This is a genomic window from Flavobacterium sp. 2 (assembly GCF_049949195.1).
Classification (GTDB): domain Bacteria; phylum Bacteroidota; class Bacteroidia; order Flavobacteriales; family Flavobacteriaceae; genus Flavobacterium.
In genome coordinates, this window is record NZ_CP188206.1 from 3,216,336 (window position 1) to 3,240,120 (window position 23,785).

Annotated in this window: 15 protein-coding genes; 10 read left to right on the forward strand and 5 right to left on the reverse strand. The window is 35.0% G+C overall.

Annotated features, from left to right (window positions below; translation table 11 throughout):
- Positions 1 to 20 precede the first annotated feature (20 nt).
- Both ACNFIH_RS13740 and ACNFIH_RS13745 read left to right on the forward strand, forming a co-directional pair.
- Complete coding sequence (locus ACNFIH_RS13740; protein ID WP_426483580.1) at positions 21 to 2,078, forward strand: tetratricopeptide repeat-containing sensor histidine kinase; 2,058 nt, start codon at positions 21 to 23, stop codon at positions 2,076 to 2,078.
- Positions 2,068 to 2,766, forward strand: coding sequence for a response regulator (locus ACNFIH_RS13745; protein ID WP_426483581.1), 699 nt, complete (start codon positions 2,068 to 2,070; stop codon positions 2,764 to 2,766). Before ACNFIH_RS13740 ends, ACNFIH_RS13745 begins: the two co-directional genes overlap by 11 nt.
- Positions 2,767 to 2,855: 89 nt before the next feature.
- Here the strand turns inward: ACNFIH_RS13745 and thiL are convergent, their stop codons facing one another.
- On the reverse strand, positions 2,856 to 3,902 hold the full coding sequence (gene thiL, locus ACNFIH_RS13750; RefSeq protein ID WP_426483582.1) for a thiamine-phosphate kinase: 1,047 nt from the start codon (positions 3,900 to 3,902) through the stop codon (positions 2,856 to 2,858).
- Positions 3,903 to 4,034: 132 nt separating this feature from the next.
- On the reverse strand, positions 4,035 to 8,009 hold the full coding sequence (locus ACNFIH_RS13755) for a choice-of-anchor L domain-containing protein (protein WP_426483583.1): 3,975 nt from the start codon (positions 8,007 to 8,009) through the stop codon (positions 4,035 to 4,037).
- A 327-nt stretch (positions 8,010 to 8,336) separates the two neighbouring features.
- On the opposite strand from ACNFIH_RS13755, the gene ACNFIH_RS13760 reads away from it, so the two are divergent.
- A complete protein-coding gene (locus tag ACNFIH_RS13760) occupies positions 8,337 to 8,816 on the forward strand; it encodes a DinB family protein (RefSeq protein ID WP_035652942.1) in 480 nt (159 codons plus the stop codon).
- A 46-nt stretch (positions 8,817 to 8,862) separates the two neighbouring features.
- Positions 8,863 to 9,363, forward strand: coding sequence for a DinB family protein (locus ACNFIH_RS13765; protein WP_426483584.1), 501 nt, complete (start codon positions 8,863 to 8,865; stop codon positions 9,361 to 9,363).
- A 47-nt stretch (positions 9,364 to 9,410) separates the two neighbouring features.
- Here the strand turns inward: ACNFIH_RS13765 and ACNFIH_RS13770 are convergent, their stop codons facing one another.
- Entirely contained in the window at positions 9,411 to 10,373 is a 963-nt protein-coding gene (locus tag ACNFIH_RS13770; protein WP_426483585.1) for a helix-turn-helix transcriptional regulator, read from the reverse strand.
- Positions 10,374 to 10,559: 186 nt separating this feature from the next.
- Here ACNFIH_RS13770 and ACNFIH_RS13775 point away from each other — a divergent pair, with 186 nt between their 5' ends.
- Positions 10,560 to 11,078, forward strand: a complete 519-nt coding sequence (locus tag ACNFIH_RS13775) for a hypothetical protein (protein ID WP_426483586.1) — start codon at positions 10,560 to 10,562, stop codon at positions 11,076 to 11,078.
- 16 nt (positions 11,079 to 11,094) lie between these two features.
- On the forward strand, positions 11,095 to 11,589 hold the full coding sequence (locus ACNFIH_RS13780) for a hypothetical protein (protein WP_426483587.1): 495 nt from the start codon (positions 11,095 to 11,097) through the stop codon (positions 11,587 to 11,589).
- Between the two features lie 73 nt (positions 11,590 to 11,662).
- Here ACNFIH_RS13780 and lepA read toward each other — a convergent pair whose 3' ends face one another.
- Both lepA and ACNFIH_RS13790 read right to left on the reverse strand, forming a co-directional pair.
- Positions 11,663 to 13,459 (reverse strand): translation elongation factor 4, encoded by a 1,797-nt coding sequence (lepA, locus tag ACNFIH_RS13785; protein WP_035652957.1) that lies wholly within the window; start codon positions 13,457 to 13,459, stop codon positions 11,663 to 11,665.
- Between the two features lie 163 nt (positions 13,460 to 13,622).
- Entirely contained in the window at positions 13,623 to 14,339 is a 717-nt protein-coding gene (locus ACNFIH_RS13790; RefSeq protein ID WP_426483588.1) for an NUDIX hydrolase, read from the reverse strand.
- A 399-nt stretch (positions 14,340 to 14,738) separates the two neighbouring features.
- Between ACNFIH_RS13790 and ACNFIH_RS13795 the strand changes: the two genes are divergently transcribed.
- The 4 genes from ACNFIH_RS13795 to ACNFIH_RS13810 all read left to right on the forward strand — a co-directional run bounded on the left by ACNFIH_RS13795 (position 14,739) and on the right by ACNFIH_RS13810 (position 23,680).
- On the forward strand, positions 14,739 to 17,228 hold the full coding sequence (locus ACNFIH_RS13795) for a glycoside hydrolase family 2 TIM barrel-domain containing protein (protein ID WP_426483589.1): 2,490 nt from the start codon (positions 14,739 to 14,741) through the stop codon (positions 17,226 to 17,228).
- 96 nt (positions 17,229 to 17,324) lie between these two features.
- On the forward strand, positions 17,325 to 19,331 hold the full coding sequence (locus tag ACNFIH_RS13800) for a glycoside hydrolase family 97 protein (RefSeq protein ID WP_426483590.1): 2,007 nt from the start codon (positions 17,325 to 17,327) through the stop codon (positions 19,329 to 19,331).
- A 51-nt stretch (positions 19,332 to 19,382) separates the two neighbouring features.
- Complete coding sequence (locus tag ACNFIH_RS13805) at positions 19,383 to 21,620, forward strand: glycoside hydrolase family 3 C-terminal domain-containing protein (RefSeq protein ID WP_426483591.1); 2,238 nt, start codon at positions 19,383 to 19,385, stop codon at positions 21,618 to 21,620.
- A gap of 176 nt (positions 21,621 to 21,796) precedes the next feature.
- Positions 21,797 to 23,680, forward strand: coding sequence for a sialate O-acetylesterase (locus tag ACNFIH_RS13810; protein WP_426483592.1), 1,884 nt, complete (start codon positions 21,797 to 21,799; stop codon positions 23,678 to 23,680).
- The last annotated feature ends 105 nt before the right edge of the window (positions 23,681 to 23,785 follow it).

The following is a 23,785-nucleotide window of genomic DNA, read 5'->3' on the forward strand; positions in this document are numbered from 1 at the left end:
GTAAAACTCAAAAGAAACAATTGAAAAAAAAATGTAAAATACTATTACTTTTATTTTTTGTTTTGTTTGCATGCAATAAAAATGCAAAATCAGATCAAGATTTAACTTCTCCCAAGGATAGTCTTCCTATTTACCTTTCGTTGGCAAACGAAAATAATCTTCCTTTAAGTGTCAAGCAAAATTATAATCAAAAAGCGCTCCGCGTAATTTTAGATCAGGAAGACGACTCGCTTAATAAAGTGAATCTTTTTAAAATTGCCAATCGTTATTACAATATGAGCGATTGGAAAGGTTATCTTAAAACGACGAATTTAATTTTAGAAAGAGCGCAAAAGTCTAAGGATTCTGTCCATATGGCAAAAGCCTATACTTATCTGGGGGATTATTATGATTCTCAGTCTGTTTCTGATAGTGCCTTTTTGTATTATTTTAAAGCTGAAAAGTTTTATCTGAAAATGAATGATCAGTATAATTTGGCAAAAACATTTTTAAATAAAGCGAGTCTGCAATACAATGAAGGTGATTTTTTTGAAAGCGAAATAGCTGTTTTTAAGGCTTTAAGCAGTTTGAAGAAACAAAAAAAAGTAAACGACCTTTATTACGAAAGCTATAATCTTTTAGGAATTCTGTACAATGAAAGAGAAGAGTTTGAAAAAGCTTTGGAATTTCAAAATAAAGCTTTGCAGATTTTAGACGATAAATCAATACCATTAGAGTTGCAATACAGAGCAGCTTCATTGAATAATATTGGTTTTATCTATATGAATATGAAGAATTACAGTCAGGCGAAAGTTTTTTTTGAACGTGGTTTAAGAGAAAAAAACCTTTTTGAAGACAGGGCTGGTTTGTATGCTATTCTGCTGGATAACTTAGGTTACTCTAAATTTAAGCGAAAAGAATCGGCGCAACTACCTGATTTGTTTTATAGATCTTTAAGAATTAGAGATAGCCTTGGTCTTTCTTCCGGAGTTGTATCTTGTAAAATACATTTGTCTGAGTATTTTGCTTTTAAAAAAGATACTTTTAAGGCGCTTCAGTTTTCAAAACAAGCTTTGGCGTTGTCTCGTACATCAAGTAAATTGGTCAATACATTAGAAGCACTAAAACAGACAGCTACTATTGATCCAAAAAACGCCTCCATTTATTCTGTCGAATATATTCAGTTGAATGACAAAATGTTGAAAGCAGAACGAAAAATGGGTGAGAAATTCTCCAGAATTGAATATGAAACCAATGAAATAAAGGATCAGAATTCAAATCTTCAGGAAAAAAACAGGACTTTAGTTTATGTATTCAGTATTTGTACTTTAGTGGGTTTGTTTTTTTATGTTTATAAAACACAACAGGCAAAAAACAGAGAATTACTTTTTAAGCAGCAACATCAAATTGCAAATGAAGATATTTACAATCTGATGATTTCGCAGCAAAATGAAATTGAACTAACCCGAATTAAAGAAAAGAAAAAAGTAGCACAGGAATTGCATGATGGCGTTTTAGGCAGAATGTTTGGGGTTAGAATCAGTTTAGACAGTCTCGACAAAGTTGATGAAGCTCAGGCTGGCGCGAAAAGAAAAAAGTATTTAACTGAGCTTAAGCATATTGAAGAAGATATTCGCGAAATTTCGCATGATTTAAATAGAGAAAAATCAGAATTAATTAATAATTTTGTTGCGATTTTGATGAAACTTTTTGAAGATCAGAGAAATACGTATGATTCAAAATTAATTACGACATTTGATTCTAATATAAAATGGGATCTGGTAAGCAATATCGTCAAAATTAATTTGTACAGAATTATACAAGAGGCGCTTCAAAATTGTAATAAATATGCAGATGCGGATACCATTACGGTTGAGTTTAAAAGTGAAATAAATTATTTAGTTTTGTCAATCGCAGATGATGGAGTAGGTTTTAATGCAAAACGAACTAAAAATGGTATTGGGTTGCACAATATTCAATATCGGGCGACGGAATGTAAGGGTACAGTTACTATAAAATCTGCCAAAGGAGAAGGTACACTTCTTGTTGTTAAAGTCCCAATCGATCAAAAAATTAACCTGCATAATAATGACATTTGATTTATCTGCTCCAATTTCGCACTTAATCACGCGAAACATTTTAATTGTCGACGATCATCCCTTTATTATTGAGGGATACAAAAACGCTATAACGCGTTATAATCCTAAAGAATATGAGTTTCATATTGCGCAGGCTTATGATTGCAGATCTGCTTATGATTTGTTGGAAAATGAATCAACACCAAAATTTGATGTTGCATTTTTAGACATCAGTATGCCTGCTTATGAAGAAAAAGAAATTTTTTCAGGCGAAGATCTGGCAAAATTGATTTTGAAAAAAATACCAGACTGCAAAGTGATTCTGCTTACGATGTATACTGAGCTGTTGAAAATAAAAACGATTATCCGGACAATTAATCCAAATGGCTTGATTATTAAAAATGATCTGACTTTTGATGAACTTCTTTTTGCGTTTGATAAAGTGATGAAAAACGAAAAATATTACAGTCAGTCGGTAGTGAAAATGGTAAATCAGTCTCCGCATAACTCTATTGAAATCGATGAGTTTGATAAACAGATTTTGTTTCATTTATCAAAAGGCACACAAACGGAAGACATGTCACAATATATTCCGATTTCTTTAGCAGCGATTGAAAAACGAAAAACCAACCTGAAAGAATTGTTGAAAGTAAGGACCGGATCTGACGAAGAACTTTTGAAAGAAGCGAAAAGCAAAGGGCTTTTTTAGATATAAAATCCAAAAAATAAAATTCCAAATTCTAAATGCTAATTAAGTCATTTTGAATTTGGAATTTTTTTATTTGAGTCTTTTCAGAATTATTCGCTCAAAGCGTCCCATCCTCTGGCTTTTAACGCAATTTTTGTGTTTGCACGAGTAACAAGATGAATTCCTTCATTTTCTTCTGCCATATGGCCAATAATTGAAAAATTTGGATTTCCTTTTATTTTATCAAAATCGTTGATGTCGATTGTAAACAAAAGCTCATAATCTTCACCTCCATTAATGGCAACAGTTGTACTGTCAATATTGAATTCTTCACAAGTCGAAATAAATTGTGGATCCAATGGCAATTTATCTTCATATAAATTACAACCCACTTTTGATTGTTTACATATATGAATAATCTCTGATGATAATCCGTCAGAAATATCAATCATCGAAGTTGGTTTTATTTCAAGAGCATGTAAAAGTGTGCGAACATCTGTTCTTGCTTCTGGTTTTAACTGTCTTTCGACTAAATACGTATAAGGATCTAAATCCGGCTGACTGTTTGGATTTACCTGAAAAACCTGTTTTTCGCGTTCTAAAACCTGTAATCCCATGTATGCCGCACCGATATCTCCGGTAACAACTAATAAATCGGTTTGTTTTGCTCCATTTCGGTATGCGATTTCGTTTTCATCAGCTTCACCAATTGCAGTGATGCTGATAATTAATCCTTTTTGAGATGAGGTCGTGTCTCCGCCAATAACATCAACTTTATATTCTTTTGCAGCATGCGTAATTCCTTCGAATAATTCTTCTAAAGCTTCCAGCGGAAAACGATTAGAAACAGCAACAGAAACCGTAATTTGAGTTGGTTTTGCATTCATCGCACAAATGTCAGACACGTTTACAACAACTGCTTTGTAGCCCAAATGTTTTAAAGGCATATAAGCCAAATCGAAATGTACGCCTTCAATCAATAAATCAGTAGAAACAACAACTTTTTTATCCTTAAAATCTAACACTGCTGCATCGTCGCCAATACTTTTTAAAGTAGATTCCTGTGTTACATCAAAGTTTCGGGTTAAATGGTCAATAAGGCCAAATTCGCCTAATTGTGCTATACTGGTGCGTTGCGGATTTTTATCTTCTATCATTTCTTCTAAGTTCCAAAGTTATTAAGGCGCAAAGGTACAAAGGTTTTTTTTAAAGATGCTAAGATTCTGAGGTGCTAAGGAACTAAGTTTTTTTGTAGAGATGCGCTTCGATGTGTAACTACATTTGTCAGATTACCGTTTTAAGCTAAAATGAGATTTGAAAACCTGATCGATTTGGTCTTCTTTGTAAAAAACCTGAAACCAATAATCAGAAGAAGGAAGCGGATTTCCGTTGTAATTGCCATCCCAGCCCGGACCTGCAGGACGAAGTTGTTTTAAAAGCTTGCCATAACGATCAAAAATATTGATAACTGCATCTGGCTGAATGGTAAGATCTGTGATGTTCCAAGTGTCGTTATAACCATCGTTATTTGGAGTGAAAAATTTAGGGTATTTTAGAACATTGGCAAATAAAATCAAACTGTCGCAGTTGCCTTTTATATCTTTTATCGTAATTGCGTGTTTTCCGGAATCTACATCTGAAAAAGTACTATTCGTTTGAAAATTACCATCGTCTAATTGATATTCATACACTCCAAAGCCATTTATTACGGTTACGATAATGTCTATATCATCTTCAAAAGCGTCCGTCACGGTTAGCGTTGCAATTGCAGGACTAGATTTTTCGACCGTTACGGTGGTGGCATTATAACCGCAATCAGCACCAATAATTGAACCGATTTTTGTGGGGACGACTGTATAAATTCCTTCTTTAATTGCAGTATAAGAGGATCCTGTATTTATTTTATCGCCATTTAAAAACCAGTCAACTGTATATTCATTTGGATTAAGCCCTGAATTCAGTTGCGTTGGCTCAAGCAATGTTCCTGTTAGATAGTCGACGCAGATTACGCCATTTTTTATTGTAAAATCTTTTAAAGGATAAATGGTAATAGTAAAATCATCTTGCGAAACACAATTTTGATTTGTCGCAGCAACTGCATAAATGTACATTTGCTGAGTTGAGTTTATCTGTTCGCCAGGGCTATAACGGATTCCGGTTGCATTTGGTCCACTATAATAATTTCCAACAGTTAAAGTAGGCAAGGTGTAGCTTTTGCAAACTGCAATATCTGGAAGTGGAGTCAATATTGGTGTCGAAGAAATAGTCACAGTAAAACTCTTTTCGCTGGAACAAGTTAGGCGAGTCCCAACAGTGGCATAAACATAAATAGTTTGTGAGGCCGTTAAAATTGTTCCGGCAGGAATAATGGAGCCTTTTCCTTTGGGTTGTGAATAGTAATTGCCTAGTTTTAAAGGTGGCAACGTATAACTGTCGCATGTAGTGATATTGTCAAAAGTCCCAACGTCAATTCCGTTGACATTAATTTTAAAAAAAGTTTCATTGCTGCACTTTGCAAAATCGGGCCATTCGTTATAAATGTAAATAGTTTGGGTTGTATTTATTATTGTTCCTTCGGCAAGCTGATTCCCTGTCCCATAAGGCCCTCCTGAAGCAGAAAAATAATGCCCGTTTTTTAATTTAGGAAGCTTAAAATTTGTACAAGTAACTACATCTGTAAAATTGTCAACCAGAGGTAATGGTCTGATTTCGACAACAAAACTATGTTCATTGGTGCAATCAGTTCCTACCGAAAAAACATAAATTGTCTGTGTTTCTGTAATAACATCTCCAGCGTGTAATGGAGTTCCGCCGCCATTTGTATCCGTAAAATAATTACCATTAACCAATGGAGGCAATGTATAACGATTGCACTCCAATCTATTATTTGGCATATCCACCAAAGGCAAAGGTTTTATCGTGATTTGATATTTTAAATCATAAGTACAATTGGGAGAAGTACTTGTAGAGGCAAAATAATATACGGTTTGAGATGTAGTAATAATTGTTCTAGGCGGAATATTTTTACCCTGACCTCCAGGGCTGTCGTAATAACCACCTATTTCAACTGATGGCAGCTCATAACTTCCGCATTGTGTTATCGGAATAAAACGTGACGAATCTATAATATCGATTTTGAACAAGTGCTCATTTGTACATCTTCCATCATTCGAAAAGATATAAACAGTTTGGCTAGATGTTATTCTGTCTCCTGCATTTAAAGGAATTCCTAAACCACCAGACTGCGAAAAATAGTTTCCATTTGTCAAAGGAGGCAATATATAGGAATCGCAAGTAACTATATTGCTGGGCTGATCTACTAATGGCAAAGGATATACAATAAAAGGTACAGCTATATCAGTGCAGACTGCTCCGTCAATCACGGCATAATAGTAAATAGTTTGACTTGTTGTAAATGATGTTCCGCTCGGAATAACATTTCCTTTTCCTCCTGGTTCAGTAAAAAAACCGCCGGCAACTACATTAGGAACAATGTATCGGCCACATGCTTCTTTTGAAAATTCTAGTTCATAAATAAGAGTTACACTAAAAGTGTTTTCATTGGTACAATTGTTTGCGGTTGGTCCGCTGTAAATGTAATAGGCTCCCGATTTTGTAATGACATCTCCTGCATTCATTCTTGTTCCTGTGCCATTTGGGCCTGTATAATAAAAGCCAAAATTTATTGGAGGCAGCGTATAACTTTTGCAGGCGATAACGTCAGGAATATCATTTACTGGCGGAAGTGCATAAATTATGATATTGAAATTTATTGTACGATAACAAAAAGAATTTTGAAGAGTTTCAACTCTAACCCAAATTGTTTGCGGTGATTGTGATAAAGAAGTAATAAAAGCATCCGGATTTAAAATCGGATTTGTGGCGTTGTTTGCTTCTGCCTGACTTGTATGGTAGGTAATTTTATATTCTGATGGATTTAAACCGTTTAGAATCGGGCTTTCCTGAGCAGTCAAATCAACTCTGACTCTTCCGGAATTGTTGTTACAAAAACTCAAATCAGGAGGTTTTGTAATATTTATGGGAGCTGTTACAAGCAATTCAAAGGAAATCAAATTATTGCAAAGCGTATTGTTGTTATTGATTGACACGGCTTTTATATAAATAGTTTGATTACCAACGCTTGTAAAAGAATTCAATTGATTTTGAGGAATCACAGGTCCGTTTGCATTTGCCGCAGCCAAACTACTAAAATATAAAAGAGAATATTCTGCCGGATTAATACCCAAAGTGTTCAAATTGTTCTGCGTTAAATCATAACTATAAATGCCATTTGTTGTATAACAAGCAATTAAATTTTTGGCAGGTTTAATAACCAAATCACTAATCACGACTTCATCTTTTATAATACAGCCCGAAAGTGTAGCCGTAACTCCATATGTCCCCGATTTATTCACAGTCAATGAATTGCTTGTTTGGCCAGAAATTGTGGTACCGTCTAAAGTCCAAACATAATTGTAGTTTCCTACAAGCCCAGATCGTAGCGTGATTGTTTCGCCTTCGCAGATGTTTCTGTCGGGGCCTAAATCCATAGAAGTCATGAAACTTCCTCCTTTTATGAAAACGGCGGAATCATAACTGCTGTCGTTGTAATCGCCAATCGCCAGTTTTATGCTGTAGGTTCTATTTGGAATTACCGTCGAAGAAGCCGTCAAAACTTTGGTTTCTCCTCTCATATTTATAGCCGATTCTGTTGGATTGTTTACATTATAACGGCCAAATAAATTGGCATTTGCCGATAAACAGGAAGAATTGTACTGTCCGTCTCTGATATTTTTGACCGAAACTGGCGTTGCTGTTCCGGGAACTACTGCCAGATTTGTAGAAACTCCCGTCGTCAAATCGGTTAAAATAAAAGCGAATACATCGCTGAAACCGCACTGAAATTCACCGTATTCATTAGACGCAAAAAGAAAATCAAAACTAAAATTGCTGGACAAAGGAGTAAAATCAAACTGTATATAATTCACATCTGTAATTGGAACCGTTTGTCCATTGCTGTCGCTTATTGTCTGAAGATCGTTGTCGCCGGCATCATTCAATTGACTGCTTTCATTATTGCCTGTATAACTTCCTTCTGTATATTTTGCAATTCCATTTCGAATAATAATACCTTCTGAAATTGGAAAATTCGGATTTGTATTTGTGAATTTGCCAATTCCTTGATGTGATGAAAATTTGAAGTTGTTTTCGTTAGCACAGGCATTTTGCATTAATTCTTCCCGAACCAGTTGAGGTATGCTCAAGGAGATCGTGTCCACTATGATCCCCTGTGAAAAAGATATAGTCGAATAAAATAATAAAAATAGAAATAGAGATGTTCTCATAATTCTGATTTTATTGACTGAGGGGACGTAAAGGTACAAATGATTTTTATTTAATTTGATGGAAATCAATAATTTAAGATGTTTTCGATTTGAGATTTTATTTTTGAGCTAAATTTAATTTTGTGACTTTTTAAAAATGAATCAGGCAGTTTAGAAAGAAATTTAAAAGTTTTTTTTCCTGCTGACAAACTGTTGTCACCAGCCCATTTTACTTTTGAAGTATCAAAACTTTAAAACCTTAAAATCATGAAAACATTAGAAGCACAAGTAATTACTTCAGAAGATTTATTGAAACACTGGCAAGGTCACCGCGCTCTTACACGTCGTTTAATTGAGATTTTTCCAGAGAAAGATTTCTTCGAATTTTCGATTGGCGGAATGCGTCCTTTCGCAAAATTAGTTGACGAACTTTTAGCAATTGCAGCTCCAGCATTAAAAGGAATTGTAAACCGTAAAAGCGAGCCTTATACTGAAGCAGAAGAAAAACTGATTTTTAAAGCGCAGTATCTTGAAAAATGGGATGAAGCGACAGCAGAAATCAACAAATATTGGGAACAATTATCTGTAGAAGATTTTAGCGAAACCTTTAATCTTTTCGGACAATATGAATTCCCGATCATTCAGAATATTTTGTATTTTATTGATAATGAAGTGCATCACCGTGGACAGGCTTATGTTTATTTAAGAGCCTTAAATATTGAACCTCCATTTTTTTGGGAAAGATAATCGCGCAAAATTGTAACTTTATTGAATAAATCTAAAATTAATGGCTATGAGCTTAAAAAAGATAATGACCAATTATGCAGATTATAATTTATGGGTAAACCAGCAATTTGTGAATTGGCTTTCGCCGAAATCAGATGAATTGTTGTATGCAGAAGTACCTTCAAGTTTTTCAACTATTGTGAAAACATTAGATCATATTTGGTCTACCGAAGAATATTGGTTTTCTGTTATTTCTGAAAATGATATGTCACAAAAGAAATCAGAAAATGAATTATCGAAAGAAGAAATCTTCGCAGGCTTATTAAATTCATCTACAAAATTGAAACATCTGATCAATTCATTGTCTGAAGAAGATTTAGCGAGAGAAATTAAAATCATTAATCCGTGGTTTGAATGCGAACTGCCAATTGCTGATTATTTGCTTCAGGTTATCAATCACGGAACTTATCACCGAGGGCAAATTGTAACTATTGGAAGAAATGTTGGCATAACCGACGCCTCAAATACAGATTATAATTTTTATAATGTTGTAAAAAATCAGAAATAAAAATTAAAAAACTCCTAATGCAACTTAGTTTCTTTAGGAGTTTTTTTCTATAAAAGCCTTTGTTTGTTGACTTCTAGCAATTCCAAAGTTCTAGTTTTTAGACTTTCTGGTTCGAGAATTGTGGCATAATCGCCAAACATCAAAAACCAGCGCGGAAAACCTTCTTCCACACTTCGGGACATAAAAGTCATTTCAATTTGATTGCCTATTTCTTTTTCGGAAACGAAACCATGATATTTGCGTTCTGTTGTCAAATATCTTGCAATTTTTTTCTCTACTAAAATCCTCACTTTTGTTGTTGGACAGTTTTCTGTTTTGGTTAAATACGTTTCCAAAGCATCATGTTCAATCGTAAAGTCAAATTCCGTTTTTTTAATTTCCTGAATTCGGTCGGTTCTAAATTGACGGTAATCCTGACGCAAATGGCAATATCCTAGAAAATACCAATTATTATTGTCGTGAAAAACGCCAACAGGTTCTATGTTTCTTTGTGTAGTTTCGTCAGTTTCATACGTTTTGTAGGAAAGCAAAATTTGTTTTTTCTCTGCAATACCTTCAAAAAGTAGCGCTAAAGTATTGGGAGAATTATCATTAAACATGGGTTGTTCAATGGTCTGCATGACAACTCGCGATTCAATATTGGAAAGATAATCTTTATCAGTACTTCTTAAAACCGATTTCAGTTTATACATCGCCGAAGCATAATGGCTTCCCAAAGACGGATCAGTAAATTTTTGCATTAATTTCTCGGCAGCAATAAAACTGCTTACTTCTTCGCGCGTAAACATCACCGGCGGCAATCTGTAACCGTCCATTAAGGCGTAACCAACTCCAGCTTCACTGTAAATTGGAACTCCAGACGCTTCAAGTGTTCGAATATCTCTGTAAATCGTTCTCAGACTACAGTCAAAACGATCAGCCAATTCCTGTGCTTTTACAATTTTTTTAGATTGTAATTGGATAAGAATGGCAACAATTCTATCAAATCGTTTTGGAGTTTCGTCGAGCATTTTTTTTAAAGGTTCTAAGGTTCAGAGGTTCAAAGATACAAAGGTTCAAAATTTTAGTAAGTAAAAAAGCTGTCCCAAATTGAGACAGTTTTGAAATATCAGGAACTATCTTGTTAATTATTTTTATTCCCTTTAGTAGCTGATTTAAAAAAAGATGTATTTTTAACGCAACTAAAAACAAACCAAATGCAGACTGATTTTTCGTATGCGAAGCAAGAAGAAATTAAAAAAAAGCTTCGTGCTGGAACTTTTGATGCGAATCAGGAACTGATTGATTTAATTCGGTTAGGTTATGATCCTGTTACAGCAAAAGAACTTTTAACAAAAGTAATCAAAAGCCATAAAGATGATCTTTATGAAGAAACCAAAGAAGCCAAAGCAACTGAAGAAAGAAGCAATGTTGCTTTTGGTGCTGTGATTATGATTACAACTTTCTTGGGTATGTTTGGTGGAAATGATGGTTTAGTAATTCTAATATCTATCGTGGTTGCTTGTTTTTGTGGGTACTATGGAAACCAGGAGAATCCAATTCCTGGAATGGTTGGTTATGCTATAGCCGCTGTGATTATGCCTTTTGCCTGCGGTTTCTATTTTAAAGGAAGAAGTACTATTTTGAATTTAGAAATTCTTATTCCGTTATTGTTTTCTTTCGGTCCGGGTTTATTGATTAAATATATTTTATCCCAAATTTTACCTTCAGACTAATTTAAAAACTAAATTTATGATTGAAAATTACTCTTTTAATGAACATTATAAAAGATTCGAACCGCACGAAACCAAATGTACCTACTGCGAACGAGATCATATGAAAAGCATGAGCGAGTGCTATTTCGTACCGCTTTTTGTAGAAGCAGACAGAACTAATATTATCGTATACCGATCGGTTAAATATTCTAAAATTTTAATCGGAATTCCAAGATGTTCTTCTTGTAAAACAATTCATGAAAAATCAACTTCGAAGTCACAGTTAATAACAGGAATTGCTATTGTGGCGGCAATTTCTCTTTTGGTTTATAACTTCATGGTGCTTAATCCGTTTGTTGTAGTGGGAGGAATTTTTGCAATGATTTTTGGAGGTATTTATGGATCAAAGAAAATGACAGAGTCTTTTGTTGTCGGACATGATATTTATACGCTGGAAGATGGAGCGGAAAGAAACGAAGTCGTTCGGGATTTAATCATAGCAGGTTGGTCTTTTACACAACCTTCAGCATAAAAACAAAAAACCCGATAACGAAAGTTATCGGGTTTTTTCTATAATCTTGTTTCTTGATTCTTTCTTCTAAAGCTTAGTCGTTAAGTTTTAAAACAGCCATAAATGCCTCTTGTGGAATTTCAACATTTCCTACCTGACGCATACGTTTTTTACCTTTTTTCTGTTTTTCAAGAAGTTTACGCTTACGCGAAATATCTCCACCATAACATTTTGCGGTAACGTCTTTACGAAGTGCTTTAATCGTTTCACGAGCGATAATTTTAGCACCAATTGCAGCCTGAATCGGAATATCGAATTGCTGTCTTGGGATTAACTCGCGTAATTTCTCGGTCATTTTTTTACCGATATTGTATGCGTTATCTTCGTGAATCAATGCAGAAAGTGCATCAACTGTTTGTGCATTCAAAAGAACGTCCAATTTAACTAATTTCGAAGTTCTCATTCCAATCGGAGAATAATCAAAAGAAGCATAACCTTTAGAAACTGTTTTTAAACGATCGTAAAAATCGAATACAATTTCCGCCAATGGCATGTCAAAATTTAATTCAACACGTTCTGTTGTTAAGTATGTTTGGTTGGTAATTAAACCACGTTTTTCGATACATAAACTCATTACGTTTCCAACAAAGTCAGATTTTGTAATGATAGTTGCTTTGATAAACGGCTCTTCAACTCTGTCTAGTTTTGAAGGTTCCGGTAAATCAGAAGGGTTGTTTACAACTAATGGCGTTTCTGGGTGTTTTTTGGTATAAGCCAAATAAGAAACGTTAGGAACTGTAGTAATTACAGTCATGTCGAACTCACGCTCTAAACGTTCCTGAATAATTTCCATGTGAAGCATTCCTAAGAATCCGCAACGGAAACCAAATCCTAATGCCGCAGAACTTTCAGGTGCAAAAACTAATGAAGCATCATTCAGTTGCAGTTTTTCCATAGAAGAACGCAAATCTTCGTAATCTTCAGTATCAACTGGATAAATCCCGGCAAAAACCATTGGTTTTACATCCTCAAAACCCGTAATCATATTCGTTGTCGGCACTTTTGCATCAGTAATTGTATCACCAACTTTTACTTCGCGTGCTTCTTTAATTCCTGAAATTAAATATCCAACATCTCCCGCAGAAACCACATTTTTAGGAACTTGGTTTAATTTTAAAGTTCCAATTTCGTCAGCAAAATATTCATTGTCCGTAGCCATGAATTTAATTTTTTGCCCTTTTTTGATTTCACCATTTACAACTCTAAAGATTACTTCGATTCCACGAAACGGATTGTAAACCGAGTCAAAAATCAAAGCCTGTAATGGTTCATCAGGATTTCCTTTTGGAGCTGGAATTTTTTCGATAATGGCAGCCAAAATATTTTCAACACCAAAACCAGTTTTTCCAGATGCATGAATAATATCTTCTAATTTACATCCAAGTAAATCAATAATATCGTCACTAACTTCTTCTGGATTTGCACTTGGTAAATCGACTTTGTTCAAAACCGGAATAATTTCCAAGTCATTTTCTAAAGCCAAATATAAGTTCGAAATAGTTTGTGCCTGAATACTTTGAGCAGCATCAACAATCAAAAGCGCACCTTCGCAGGCAGCAATCGATCTTGAAACTTCGTATGAAAAGTCAACGTGACCAGGAGTGTCAATTAGATTTAAAATATATTCTTCCCCTTTGTAGGTATATTCCATTTGTATGGCGTGACTTTTTATGGTAATTCCACGCTCGCGCTCCAGATCCATGTTGTCAAGCAATTGTGCTTTTTCTTCACGAGCTGTAACGGTTTGTGTAGCGCCCAATAATCGGTCTGCCAGTGTACTTTTACCGTGGTCAATGTGTGCAATAATGCAAAAGTTACGTATCTTCTTCATTTTAATATATCAGTTCTCTAATCGAGTTTAAGTCTTTTTCTGGGTATAAATTGCACTGCAGCAATTGCTTTAGAGCATGTTATTAAGGCGCAAAGATAGCGCAAAGTTTTGGATTCTGAAATGTAGTTGCCCGATAGTTGGCAACTGAGATTCAAAAGAAACGCTAAAATTCAAAATTAAATCCTTTTTCAGTCAGTTTTTTGTAAATATCAGGATCAAATTTATAGAGTTTTGCGGCTCTGTGCGAAACGTCTTGTTGTTTTTCGTCAAGTTCAACAAGGAGTTTCATATGAAGAATTTTTCGTCTGAAATTCGATTTGTCCAATTCAATTCCGAGAATTTCTTCATAAAGATGCATTAACTGCAACAAAGTGAATTTTTCAGGCAAAAGATTAAAACCAATGGGCGCCTGACGTACGCGGTTTCGAAGTTGCATCAAACTAAAATCCAGAATTTCGTTGTGGTCAAAAATCAAATCTGGAATCTCATTGATTTTGTACCATTTTGCTTCAATAACCGTTTGATTTGCTTTGATATTATAGTCTTCACGATTTACCAAAGTATAGTAGCCAATAGTTACAACACGTCGTTCGCTGACACGATTTGGATTTGTAAAAGCTTTCAGTTGCTCTAAGTAGATGTTGTCGAGTGTTGTAAGTTCGTAGACAATTCGCTGTGCGGCCTCATCAGCACTTTCCTCTTTTTTAAGATAACCTCCAAGCAAACCCCATTTTCCAATACTTTCCCCTTCGGCATGCTGCACTAAAAGTACTTCCAAATTAGCTTTATTGAATCCAAAAATAACGCAGTCAATCGTAATGCCATCAATGGCTGTACTGCTGTCTGGTTTTTCGAGTTTTCTAGGAGAAAGAAATGTCATTTTTGTCTTTATAAACGGTGTTTAAAATTCGAAATTAACCCTTTTTTAGGTTATTTTATTGTCAATCTTAGGTTCAAATTTATGCAAATTAAAAGAAAAATAGATATGATATTTTGCCAAAATAGAAAATTAGCACTATACTTGTAGTCTATTTAACCATAAGGTGTTATTGATTTAATTTTGAAATTTAATTAATACGCTTGTTGGATTAGCTTCAGCATCATTATGTTTATAAGAAATGAAAGCCGAGTTGGAAAAGATCATATTTGAGTGATTTTCTACTATAAACCAAGGCTTTAATTACTTAAATATGTAAAACTAACCGGTAGGAGATTGATACAGTCACAGAATGGTATGTTTATATTTGTTTTTCAAAAATTTTCAAAAAATTATATCTAAATGAAAAATAAAAGAAAATATTTAAGCGGTAAACTGGCATTCTTAATGCTGGCAGTAATTACATTATTCAGTTCATGCAAGAAAAACGAAGAGGCCTTAAGCAGCCGAAAAGTTTCTTTTAATTCTGATTGGAGTTTTCATCTCAATGACAGCATCGTTGATAAAGATACCATTGGCGTTTCAACAAAATGGAGAACTTTAAATGTTCCGCACGATTGGAGCATTGAAGGAAAATTTGATGAAAAAAGCCCAGCCGGATATGGCGGAGGTTCTTTAACCGGAGGATTAGGCTGGTACAAAAAAACATTTAAAGTTGCTGCAGAAGACAGTACAAAAATAACTTCAATCACTTTTGACGGCGTTTACAAAAACAGTGAAGTTTGGATAAACGGTCATTATTTAGGAAAACGTCCAAATGGCTATATTGGTTTTCAATACCAAATTTCTCAGTATTTAAATTATGGAGAAAAAAACAACGAAATAATTGTTAAGGTTGACAATTCAAAACAGCCGAATTCACGCTGGTATTCGGGTTCAGGAATTTTTAGAAATGTCTGGTTAGAAACCACAGATAAATTACACGTTGCACAATGGGGAACTTATGTGACAACACCAAAAGTTACTGCTGAAAAGGCCTCAGTTAATTTTGAAACTACTATTCAGAATCAAAATTCGGATTCAAAAAAAGCAGTTGTAACGACAATAATTTATAAAGAAGATACAAAAGTAACATCGGTTACTCAAAACATAACAATTGGAGCAAACGCCAATTCGATAATTAAACAATCTGCAGAAATTGAAACTCCGATTTTATGGTCAGTTGACAAACCGGAATTGTATACGGCAGTTACGGAAATTTCGCTTGACGATAAAGTTGTAGATCAATACAAAACCAATTTCGGAATCAGAGATTTTAAGTTTGATCTTGACAAAGGTTTTATTTTAAACGGAAAACAAGTTAAAATCAAAGGAGTTTGTATGCATCACGATTTAGGTCCGTTAGGTTCTGCAATCAACACACGCGCAATCGAACGCCAGTTAGAAATTCTGAAAGAAATGGGCGTTAATGGAATCAGAACTTCTCACAATCCTCCCGCTCCAGAGCTTTTAGACTTATGTGATAAAATGGGTTTCATTGTTATGGATGAAGCTTTTGATATGTGGAAAACAAATAAAACGAAATACGACTACGCAAACGACTGGGAAAAATGGCATAAAAAAGATTTGATTGACCAGTTGCTTCGTGATCGTAATCACGCAAGTGTTTTTATTTGGAGTATTGGAAATGAAATTCCAGATCAGTGGAGCGAAACTGGAGTGCAAATTGCAAAAGAATTAGCGGGAATTGTGCGTGATTATGATAAAACTCGTCCGCTTACTGCAGCGATGAATCCGCCGGTTAATATGAATATCGATGAAGTAACGCTTCAATTTGAAAAAAAGAATGTTCAGGTTAACCCAATTGCGGCATCTGGAGTTTTAGATTTAATCGGGTATAATTATGCGCATCAAACGTATGAACATCATAAAGAATATTTCCCAAAAACACCTTTTATTGCAACTGAAACTACTTCAGGATTAGAGACTCGTGGTTATTATGACAATGTTTCGGATGTTGTAAAAAAATGGCCGGTAAGATGGGATCTTAAGTTTACTGATGGAAATCCGGGCAATACAGTTTCTGCTTACGATCAGGTTCAGGCGCCTTGGGGTTCTACGCATGAAGCAACCTGGAAAGTGATTAAAAAACACGATTACTTATCTGGAATGTACATTTGGACAGGTTTTGATTATATCGGAGAACCAACTCCATACGAATGGCCATCGGTAAGTTCATATTTCGGAATTGTAGATTTAGCCGGTTTCCCGAAAGATGTTTATTATATGTACCAAAGCGAATGGACAGACAAAACCGTACTTCACATTTTTCCACATTGGAACTGGAAAGCGGGACAAACTGTCGATGTTTGGGCTTATTATAATAAAGCCGATGAGGTTGAACTTTTCTTAAACGGAAAATCTGTTGGAATCAGAAGCAAAAAAGGAGACGACTTGCACGTAATGTGGAGAATTCCTTATCAGGCCGGAACATTAAAAGCGGTTTCTCGTAAAAACGGAAAAACAGTTTTAGAAACCGAAATCAAAACAGCCGGAAATCCTGAAAATTTAAAATTGACTGCAGACAGGAGCACCATTAAAGCAGATGGAAATGATTTGTCATTTGTAACGGTAGATATTTTAGATGCAAATGGAACTTTGGCTCCAAATGCAAATAATGAAATCAATTTCTCTTTAAAAGGAAACGGAAAAATAGTAGGCGTTTGCAGCGGTGATCCGGTAAGTCACGAATCGTATAAAGGTTCAAAACATACTGCTCTTAACGGAAAATGTTTAGTGATCGTTCAATCGGATACTAAATCTGGAAGATTGGAATTAACCGCTAAAGCAAATGGATTAAAATCAGCAACAATTGTAATTACTGCAGAATAAAATATGAGTAGCGAATATTAAAAATAAGTTTTTATTGAGTTTTAAATCGGGCGGAAGCCTAATTCCGTCCGATTTATTAAAAAACAAAAAAATATCATGAAAAAACACTTAATTCTTCCCGCTTTATTGCTTTCAGTTTTGATTGGATACAGTCAGAAAAAGAAAGACGCTTATGAATTGGCATCACCAAACGGACAAAATAAAATCAAATTTGAGTTGGTACAAAATGCTCCAAAATATGCCGTTTCTCATGGGAAGACAGAAGTGATTGCTTCATCAGATATGGGATTTGTTTTAAAAGGAAACGAAAACCTAAGCTCAAATTTTGAAATAAAAGGAACTAAAACTTCGACTTTTGACGAAACTTGGGAACAAGTTTGGGGAGAAAAGAAAAATATTAGAAATCACTACAATCAATTAGTAGTCGATTTACAGCAAAAAACAGGAAACAAAAGAAAATTACAAATTCAGTTTAGAGCTTTCGATGACGGAGTTGCATTTCGATATGTTTATCCAAAACAAAATGTAAAAGACAGTATTTTCATTATGGATGAAAAAACGACTTTTAACTTAAAAGAAGATGGAAAAGCATGGTGGATTCCGGCAAACAGAGAAAACCGAGACGAATATCTTTTTAAAGATGCTCCAGTAAGTACTTTGGATACCGTTTTGACTCCATTAACAATTGAGAGTAAAAGTGGTTTAGCCTTAAGTTTTCACGAAGCAAATTTGGTAGATTTTGCCAGTATGACTTTGGTAAACAATAAAGGAACAGAATTAAAATCAGATTTAGTGCCGTGGGCTGATGGTGTAAAAGTTCGTGTAAAAGATTCGTTTACTTCTTCCTGGAGAACTATTCAAATTGGAGAAAATCCGGGAGAATTGATTACTTCATATTTGGTTTTAAATCTAAATGAACCAAACAAATTAAAAAACACAAACAGTTATTTCAAACCTTATAAATATTTAGGAATTTGGTGGGGAATGCACATTGGGAAATACACTTTTTGGGAAAGTGAAAAACAAGGTGCAACAACCAAACATGCCGAAGAATATATCGATTTTACAGCTAAAGAAGGTTTCCATCATTTATTAATCGAAGGCTGGAACAAAGGCTGGACGCCGGGTTGGTATGAAAACCGAATGCATATGTTCAGTTTTACCAAAACCGCAGATAATTTCGATTTAGAAAAAGTCGTGGAATACGGAAAGAAAAGCAATGTAGAATTAATAGGATATCACGAAACAGGTTCAAACTTAATTAACTATTTAAAACAAGTTGATGACGGTTTTGAATTATACAAAAAACTCGGAATTCATACGGTAAAAATTGGCCACGTAGGTTCTAAATTAAATATGAAACAAATGCACTTTGGGCAATTTGGAGTAAATTATTTCAGATATATTTTAGAAAAAGCAGCACAATATGATTTAGCCGTTTTATATCACGAATCAATAAAAGATACCGGAGAACGAAGAACTTATCCAAACATGGTTTCAAGAGAAGCAGCGCGCGGACAAGAATATAACGCCTGGAGCGAAGGAAATCCGCCAAATCACTTAACTATTATTCCGTTTACAAGATTGCTTTCCGGACCAATGGATTTTACGCCCGGAATTTTTGATGTTGAGGTAAAACAAGGTTATCCTGGAAAAAGAATTCAGGGAACAGTTGGGCAGCAATTGGCATTGTATGTAACAATTTATTCTCCAATCCAAATGTTGGCTGATCTTCCAGAAAATTACGAAGGAAAACCAGCTTTACAATTCTTAAAAGATGTTCCAACAGATTGGGAAGACACTAAAATCTTAGAAGGAAAAATTGGTGAATACATCACAACAGTAAGAAAAGATAGAAACAGCGCTGACTGGTACTTAGGAACTTTGACAAATGAAAAACCAAGAGAGGTTGAAATTTCACTTTCTTTCTTAGATTCTAATGCAAATTACGAGGCACAGATTTATGCTGATGCCGAAAAAACTGATCAAAAACACAACCCGGAAGCCGTTGCAATTTCAAAGAAGGCAGTAAAAGCTTCAGATGTTCTGAAATTGCATTTAGGCGGTGCTGGTGGCGCGGCAGTAAGATTCAAGAAATTATAATTATTTTAGATTTAAAAAAACATAACTATCAAAAACCAAAAACCACAATCAATGAAAAACAAAATGATATACCTGTCGGCAGCTCTGGCTTTTGTATTATTTGCTTCTTGTAAAAATGATGCAAAAACAGCTATCTCAGAAAATGCACAGACAGAAGAATATAAAGGAAAAGAAATCGGGTCAGAACACGATGCCGAAATAGATAAATTAGTTTCTCAAATGACACTTGAGGAAAAAATTGGGATGCTACACGGAAACAGTATGTTCAGTACTGGAGCTGTTGAGCGCTTAGGTATTCCGGAATTAAAAATGGCCGATGGTCCACTTGGAGTTCGTGAGGAAATTTCCAGAGACAGCTGGGCACCAGCCGGATTAACAAATGATTTTGCAACTTATTATCCAGCTGGAGGCGGTTTGGCTGCAACTTGGAATGCTGAAATGGCGCATACTTTCGGAAATAGTTTGGGAGAAGAACTTCGCGCAAGAGATAAAGACATGTTGCTTTCACCAGCAATTAATATGGTAAGGACACCGCTTGGAGGAAGAACATATGAATACATGTCCGAAGATCCATTTTTGAATAAGAAAATCGCTGTGCCTTTGATTGTTGGACTTCAGGAAAAAGACGTAATGGCTTGCGTAAAACATTATGCAGCAAACAATCAGGAAACAAATCGCGATTTTGTAGATGTTCAAATTGATGAAAGAACGCTTCGCGAAATTTATCTTCCTGTGTTTGAAGCTTCAGTAAAAGAAGCAAAATCGTATGCAATAATGGGCGCTTACAATAAATTGAGAGGCGAATATTTATGTGAAAACGATTATATGCTAAATAAAATCCTGCGCGATGAATGGGGATTTAAAGGCGTTGTCGTTTCAGATTGGGCTGCGGTGCATTCAACGGTAAAATCTCTAAAAAGTGGATTAGATATTGAAATGGGAACACCAAAACCATTCAACGAATTTTTCCTGGCAGATAAATTACTTGCGGCAGTAAAAGCCGGAGAAATTTCAGAATCTGAAATTGATCTGCATGTAAAACGCATTTTAAGAGTTTTGTTCCAAGTAAAAGCAATGGGCGGAGGCGAACGAGCAAAAGGAAGTATTGCAACAGAAGCGCATTACCAAGATGCTTACAAAATTGCAGCAGAAGATATTGTATTATTGAAAAACAATAATAATGCTTTACCATTAAAACTGGACGGCGTTAAATCTATTGCTGTAATTGGAAACAATGCAGTGAAGAAAAATTCTTTAGGTGGATTTGGAGCGGGAGTAAAAACAAAAAGAGAAGTTACGCCACTTGAAGGTTTGAAAAACAGATTGCCTTCTTCAATAAAAATCAATTATGCTGAAGGTTATTTAGAACGTTATGACGAAAAAAATAAAGGAAAATTAGGCGATATTACATTAAACGGTCCGGTAACTATTGACGAATTAGATCCGGCAAAAGTGCAAGAAGCAGTTGAAGCGGCTAAAAAATCGGATGTTGCGGTGATTTTTGCTGGTTCAAATCGTGATTATGAAACAGAAGCTTCTGACAGAAGAACTTTGAAATTGCCTTTTGGACAGGAAGAATTAATCAAAAAAGTATTGGCCGTAAATCCGAGAACTATTGTGGTTATGATTGCCGGCGCGCCATTTGATATTGATGAAGTAACTAAAAAATCGCCTGCTGTGGTTTGGAGCTGGTTTAATGGTTCTGAAGGAGGAAATGCTTTAGCCGATGTTATTTTAGGAAAAGTAAATCCGTCAGGAAAACTGCCTTGGACAATGCCTAAAAATATTATGGATTCGCCAGCGCATGCTACAAAAAGTTTTCCAGGTGGAAAATCGGTTAATTATGCCGAAGGACTTTTGATTGGATACCGTTGGTTTGATACTAAAAATATTGCACCGTTATTTCCTTTTGGTTACGGATTATCATATACCACTTTTGCTTTAGAAAATGGAAAAACAGACAAAACTTCATATGCTTCAAACGAAATTATTTCTGTTTCTGTTGATGTAAAAAATACCGGAAAAGTTGATGGAAAAGAAGTTGTTCAGGTGTATTCTTCAAAAGCAGATTCTAAAGTAACCCGTGCTTCAAAAGAGTTAAAAGGTTTCAAAAAAGTATTAGTAAAATCGGGCAGTTCTGAAACGGTTACAATCCAAATTCCGGTAAAAGAATTAGCATATTATGATGTTTCAGCAAAAAAATGGACAGTTGAGCCAGGAAAATATACGCTGAAAATCGGAAATTCATCAAGAGATATCAAAACTGAGATTGCTATAATAATTCAGTAAGAAGAAAACATTAAATTTACCATATAAGGAATATAAGTGAATTAAGTTCAGCCTCACGGTTAGCTTAATTCACTTATATTCCTTATATGGTTTACTATTTTATATTAGAAAAAATGAAAAAAATCACAGTCTTTTTTTTACTCCTATGTGGCATAATGGCAAACGCCAATGTAAAAATGCCTCTACTATTTTCAGACGGAATGGTATTACAACGCAATAAAGCAATTCCGGTTTGGGGTTTTGCTGATGTCAATGAAAAAGTAGAAATTCATTTCAACAAACAAATCAAAAAAACACAGGCCGATAAAAACGGAAAATGGACTGTCAATTTAGATGCTGAAAAAGCCGGCGGACCTTTTGAGCTTGTTATTATCGGAAAAAATAAAATCACGATTAAAAATGTTTTAGTTGGAGAAGTTTGGATTTGCAGCGGACAATCGAACATGGAATTTCAGGTTTCTAAAACGATCAACGCCGAAAACGAAATGAATAATGCGGAGTATCCTATGATTCGTCATTTTGGTGTTGAGCGAGATTTTAGTGGAATACCAAAAGACGATTTAAAAGCAGGAAAATGGGAAGTTTCAAGCAAAGAAACAGTTGGTAATTTCACTGCAGTTGGGTTTTATTTTGCCAGAAAATTATATTCGGAATTAAAAATTCCAATCGGTATTATCAATACTTCTTGGGGCGGAACCAATGTTGAAACCTGGACAAGCCGTGAAGCATTCGAAAAAAACCCTGAATTTAAAAACATGATTGCCGATGTTCCGGTTATGAATGTCGATTCTATTTCAAAATTATACGCAAAGCGAATGAACGAAAGAATCGAGAAAATTCAAGGAACTCCAGTTAGTACAGCAAATGAAAATACGTTCAAAGAACTTTCTTTTGACGATAATTCCTGGGGCGAATTAAACACGCCAAGCATATGGGAAAGTCAACATCTTGGCGATTTAGACGGCGTAGTTTGGATGCGAAAAACTATTACGCTTTCGGCAGAAGATATCAAAAATAAAGCAACGCTGAGTTTAGCGAAAATCGACGACGAAGATATTACATACGTAAACGGAATTGAAGTTGGAAAAAATTTTCAATATGATGTCAAACGTATTTATCAAATACCAGAAAATGTTTTAAAAGAAGGAAAAAATGTAATTGCCGTGAGAATTGTCGATAACGGCGGAGGCGGAGGTATTTATGGAGAATCGGAAAATCTAAAGTTAACTTTAGGAAGCAAAGTTATTCCGCTTGACGGAAAATGGAAATTTAGAGTAATTGTTGTAAAAACAGCTTTATCGCCAAATAGTTATCCGTCATTATTGTACAATGCAATGGTAAATCCGTTAATTCCTTATGCAATCGAGGGCGTTTTATGGTATCAAGGCGAAGCGAATGTTTGGCGAGCAAATCAATACAAAAAAGCTTTTCCGCTAATGATTACAGATTGGAGAACAAAGTTTAAACAGGGCGATTTTCCTTTTTATTTCGTTCAATTATCGACTTTTGATGAAACCGGAGGAAACAGCAAAAAAGGAAGCCGTTGGGCAGAACTTCGCGAAGCACAGTCTGAAACTTTAAAATTGAAAAATACCGGAATGGCGGTTACGACAGATATCGGAAATGCAAAAGACATTCATCCAACTAACAAACAAGATGTTGGACTTCGCTTGGCAGCAATTGCATTAAATAATGTTTACAGCAAAAAACAGGTTTTCAGCGGACCAACTTATAAATCGCAGGAAATAAAAGGAAATCAAATTATCCTTACTTTCGATAATATCGGTAGTGGCTTGTCAACGCCAAATAACGATGAATTAAAAGGTTTCGAAATCGCCGGCGCAGATAAAGTTTTTCATTCCGCGAAAGCGATAATCAAAGACAATAAAATAATTGTTTCAAGTGACAAAGTTCAAAACCCTATTGCAGTTCATTACGGCTGGGCAGACGACGACACGCAAATTAATCTTTTCAATAAAGAAAAATTTCCAGCATCTCCTTTCAGAACTGATAATTGGGAACTGATTACGGCAAACGAAATATATAAAGTGAGTAAGTAGTCATTAGTAAAAAGTAAAAAGTTTCTGGGTGTGATCCCGTTATCTTAACGGAATCGGGCTATACGCTCCGCCGAGGCGGATTGCTCCTATCCCTCACGCGCATAA

Bases quoted from the DNA above. Each gene is read 5' to 3' on its own strand.
- ACNFIH_RS13745 (WP_426483581.1), top strand. From the start codon at position 2,068: ATGACATTTGATTTATCTGCTCCAATTTCGCACTTAATCACGCGAAAC.
- thiL (WP_426483582.1), bottom strand. From the start codon at position 3,902: ATGATAGAAGATAAAAATCCGCAACGCACCAGTATAGCACAATTAGGC.
- ACNFIH_RS13760 (WP_035652942.1), top strand. From the start codon at position 8,337: ATGAAAACATTAGAAGCACAAGTAATTACTTCAGAAGATTTATTGAAA.
- ACNFIH_RS13765 (WP_426483584.1), top strand. From the start codon at position 8,863: ATGAGCTTAAAAAAGATAATGACCAATTATGCAGATTATAATTTATGG.
- ACNFIH_RS13770 (WP_426483585.1), bottom strand. From the start codon at position 10,373: ATGCTCGACGAAACTCCAAAACGATTTGATAGAATTGTTGCCATTCTT.
- ACNFIH_RS13775 (WP_426483586.1), top strand. From the start codon at position 10,560: ATGCAGACTGATTTTTCGTATGCGAAGCAAGAAGAAATTAAAAAAAAG.
- ACNFIH_RS13780 (WP_426483587.1), top strand. From the start codon at position 11,095: ATGATTGAAAATTACTCTTTTAATGAACATTATAAAAGATTCGAACCG.
- lepA (WP_035652957.1), bottom strand. From the start codon at position 13,459: ATGAAGAAGATACGTAACTTTTGCATTATTGCACACATTGACCACGGT.
- ACNFIH_RS13790 (WP_426483588.1), bottom strand. From the start codon at position 14,339: ATGACATTTCTTTCTCCTAGAAAACTCGAAAAACCAGACAGCAGTACA.
- ACNFIH_RS13795 (WP_426483589.1), top strand. From the start codon at position 14,739: ATGAAAAATAAAAGAAAATATTTAAGCGGTAAACTGGCATTCTTAATG.
- ACNFIH_RS13800 (WP_426483590.1), top strand. From the start codon at position 17,325: ATGAAAAAACACTTAATTCTTCCCGCTTTATTGCTTTCAGTTTTGATT.
- ACNFIH_RS13805 (WP_426483591.1), top strand. From the start codon at position 19,383: ATGAAAAACAAAATGATATACCTGTCGGCAGCTCTGGCTTTTGTATTA.
- ACNFIH_RS13810 (WP_426483592.1), top strand. From the start codon at position 21,797: ATGCCTCTACTATTTTCAGACGGAATGGTATTACAACGCAATAAAGCA.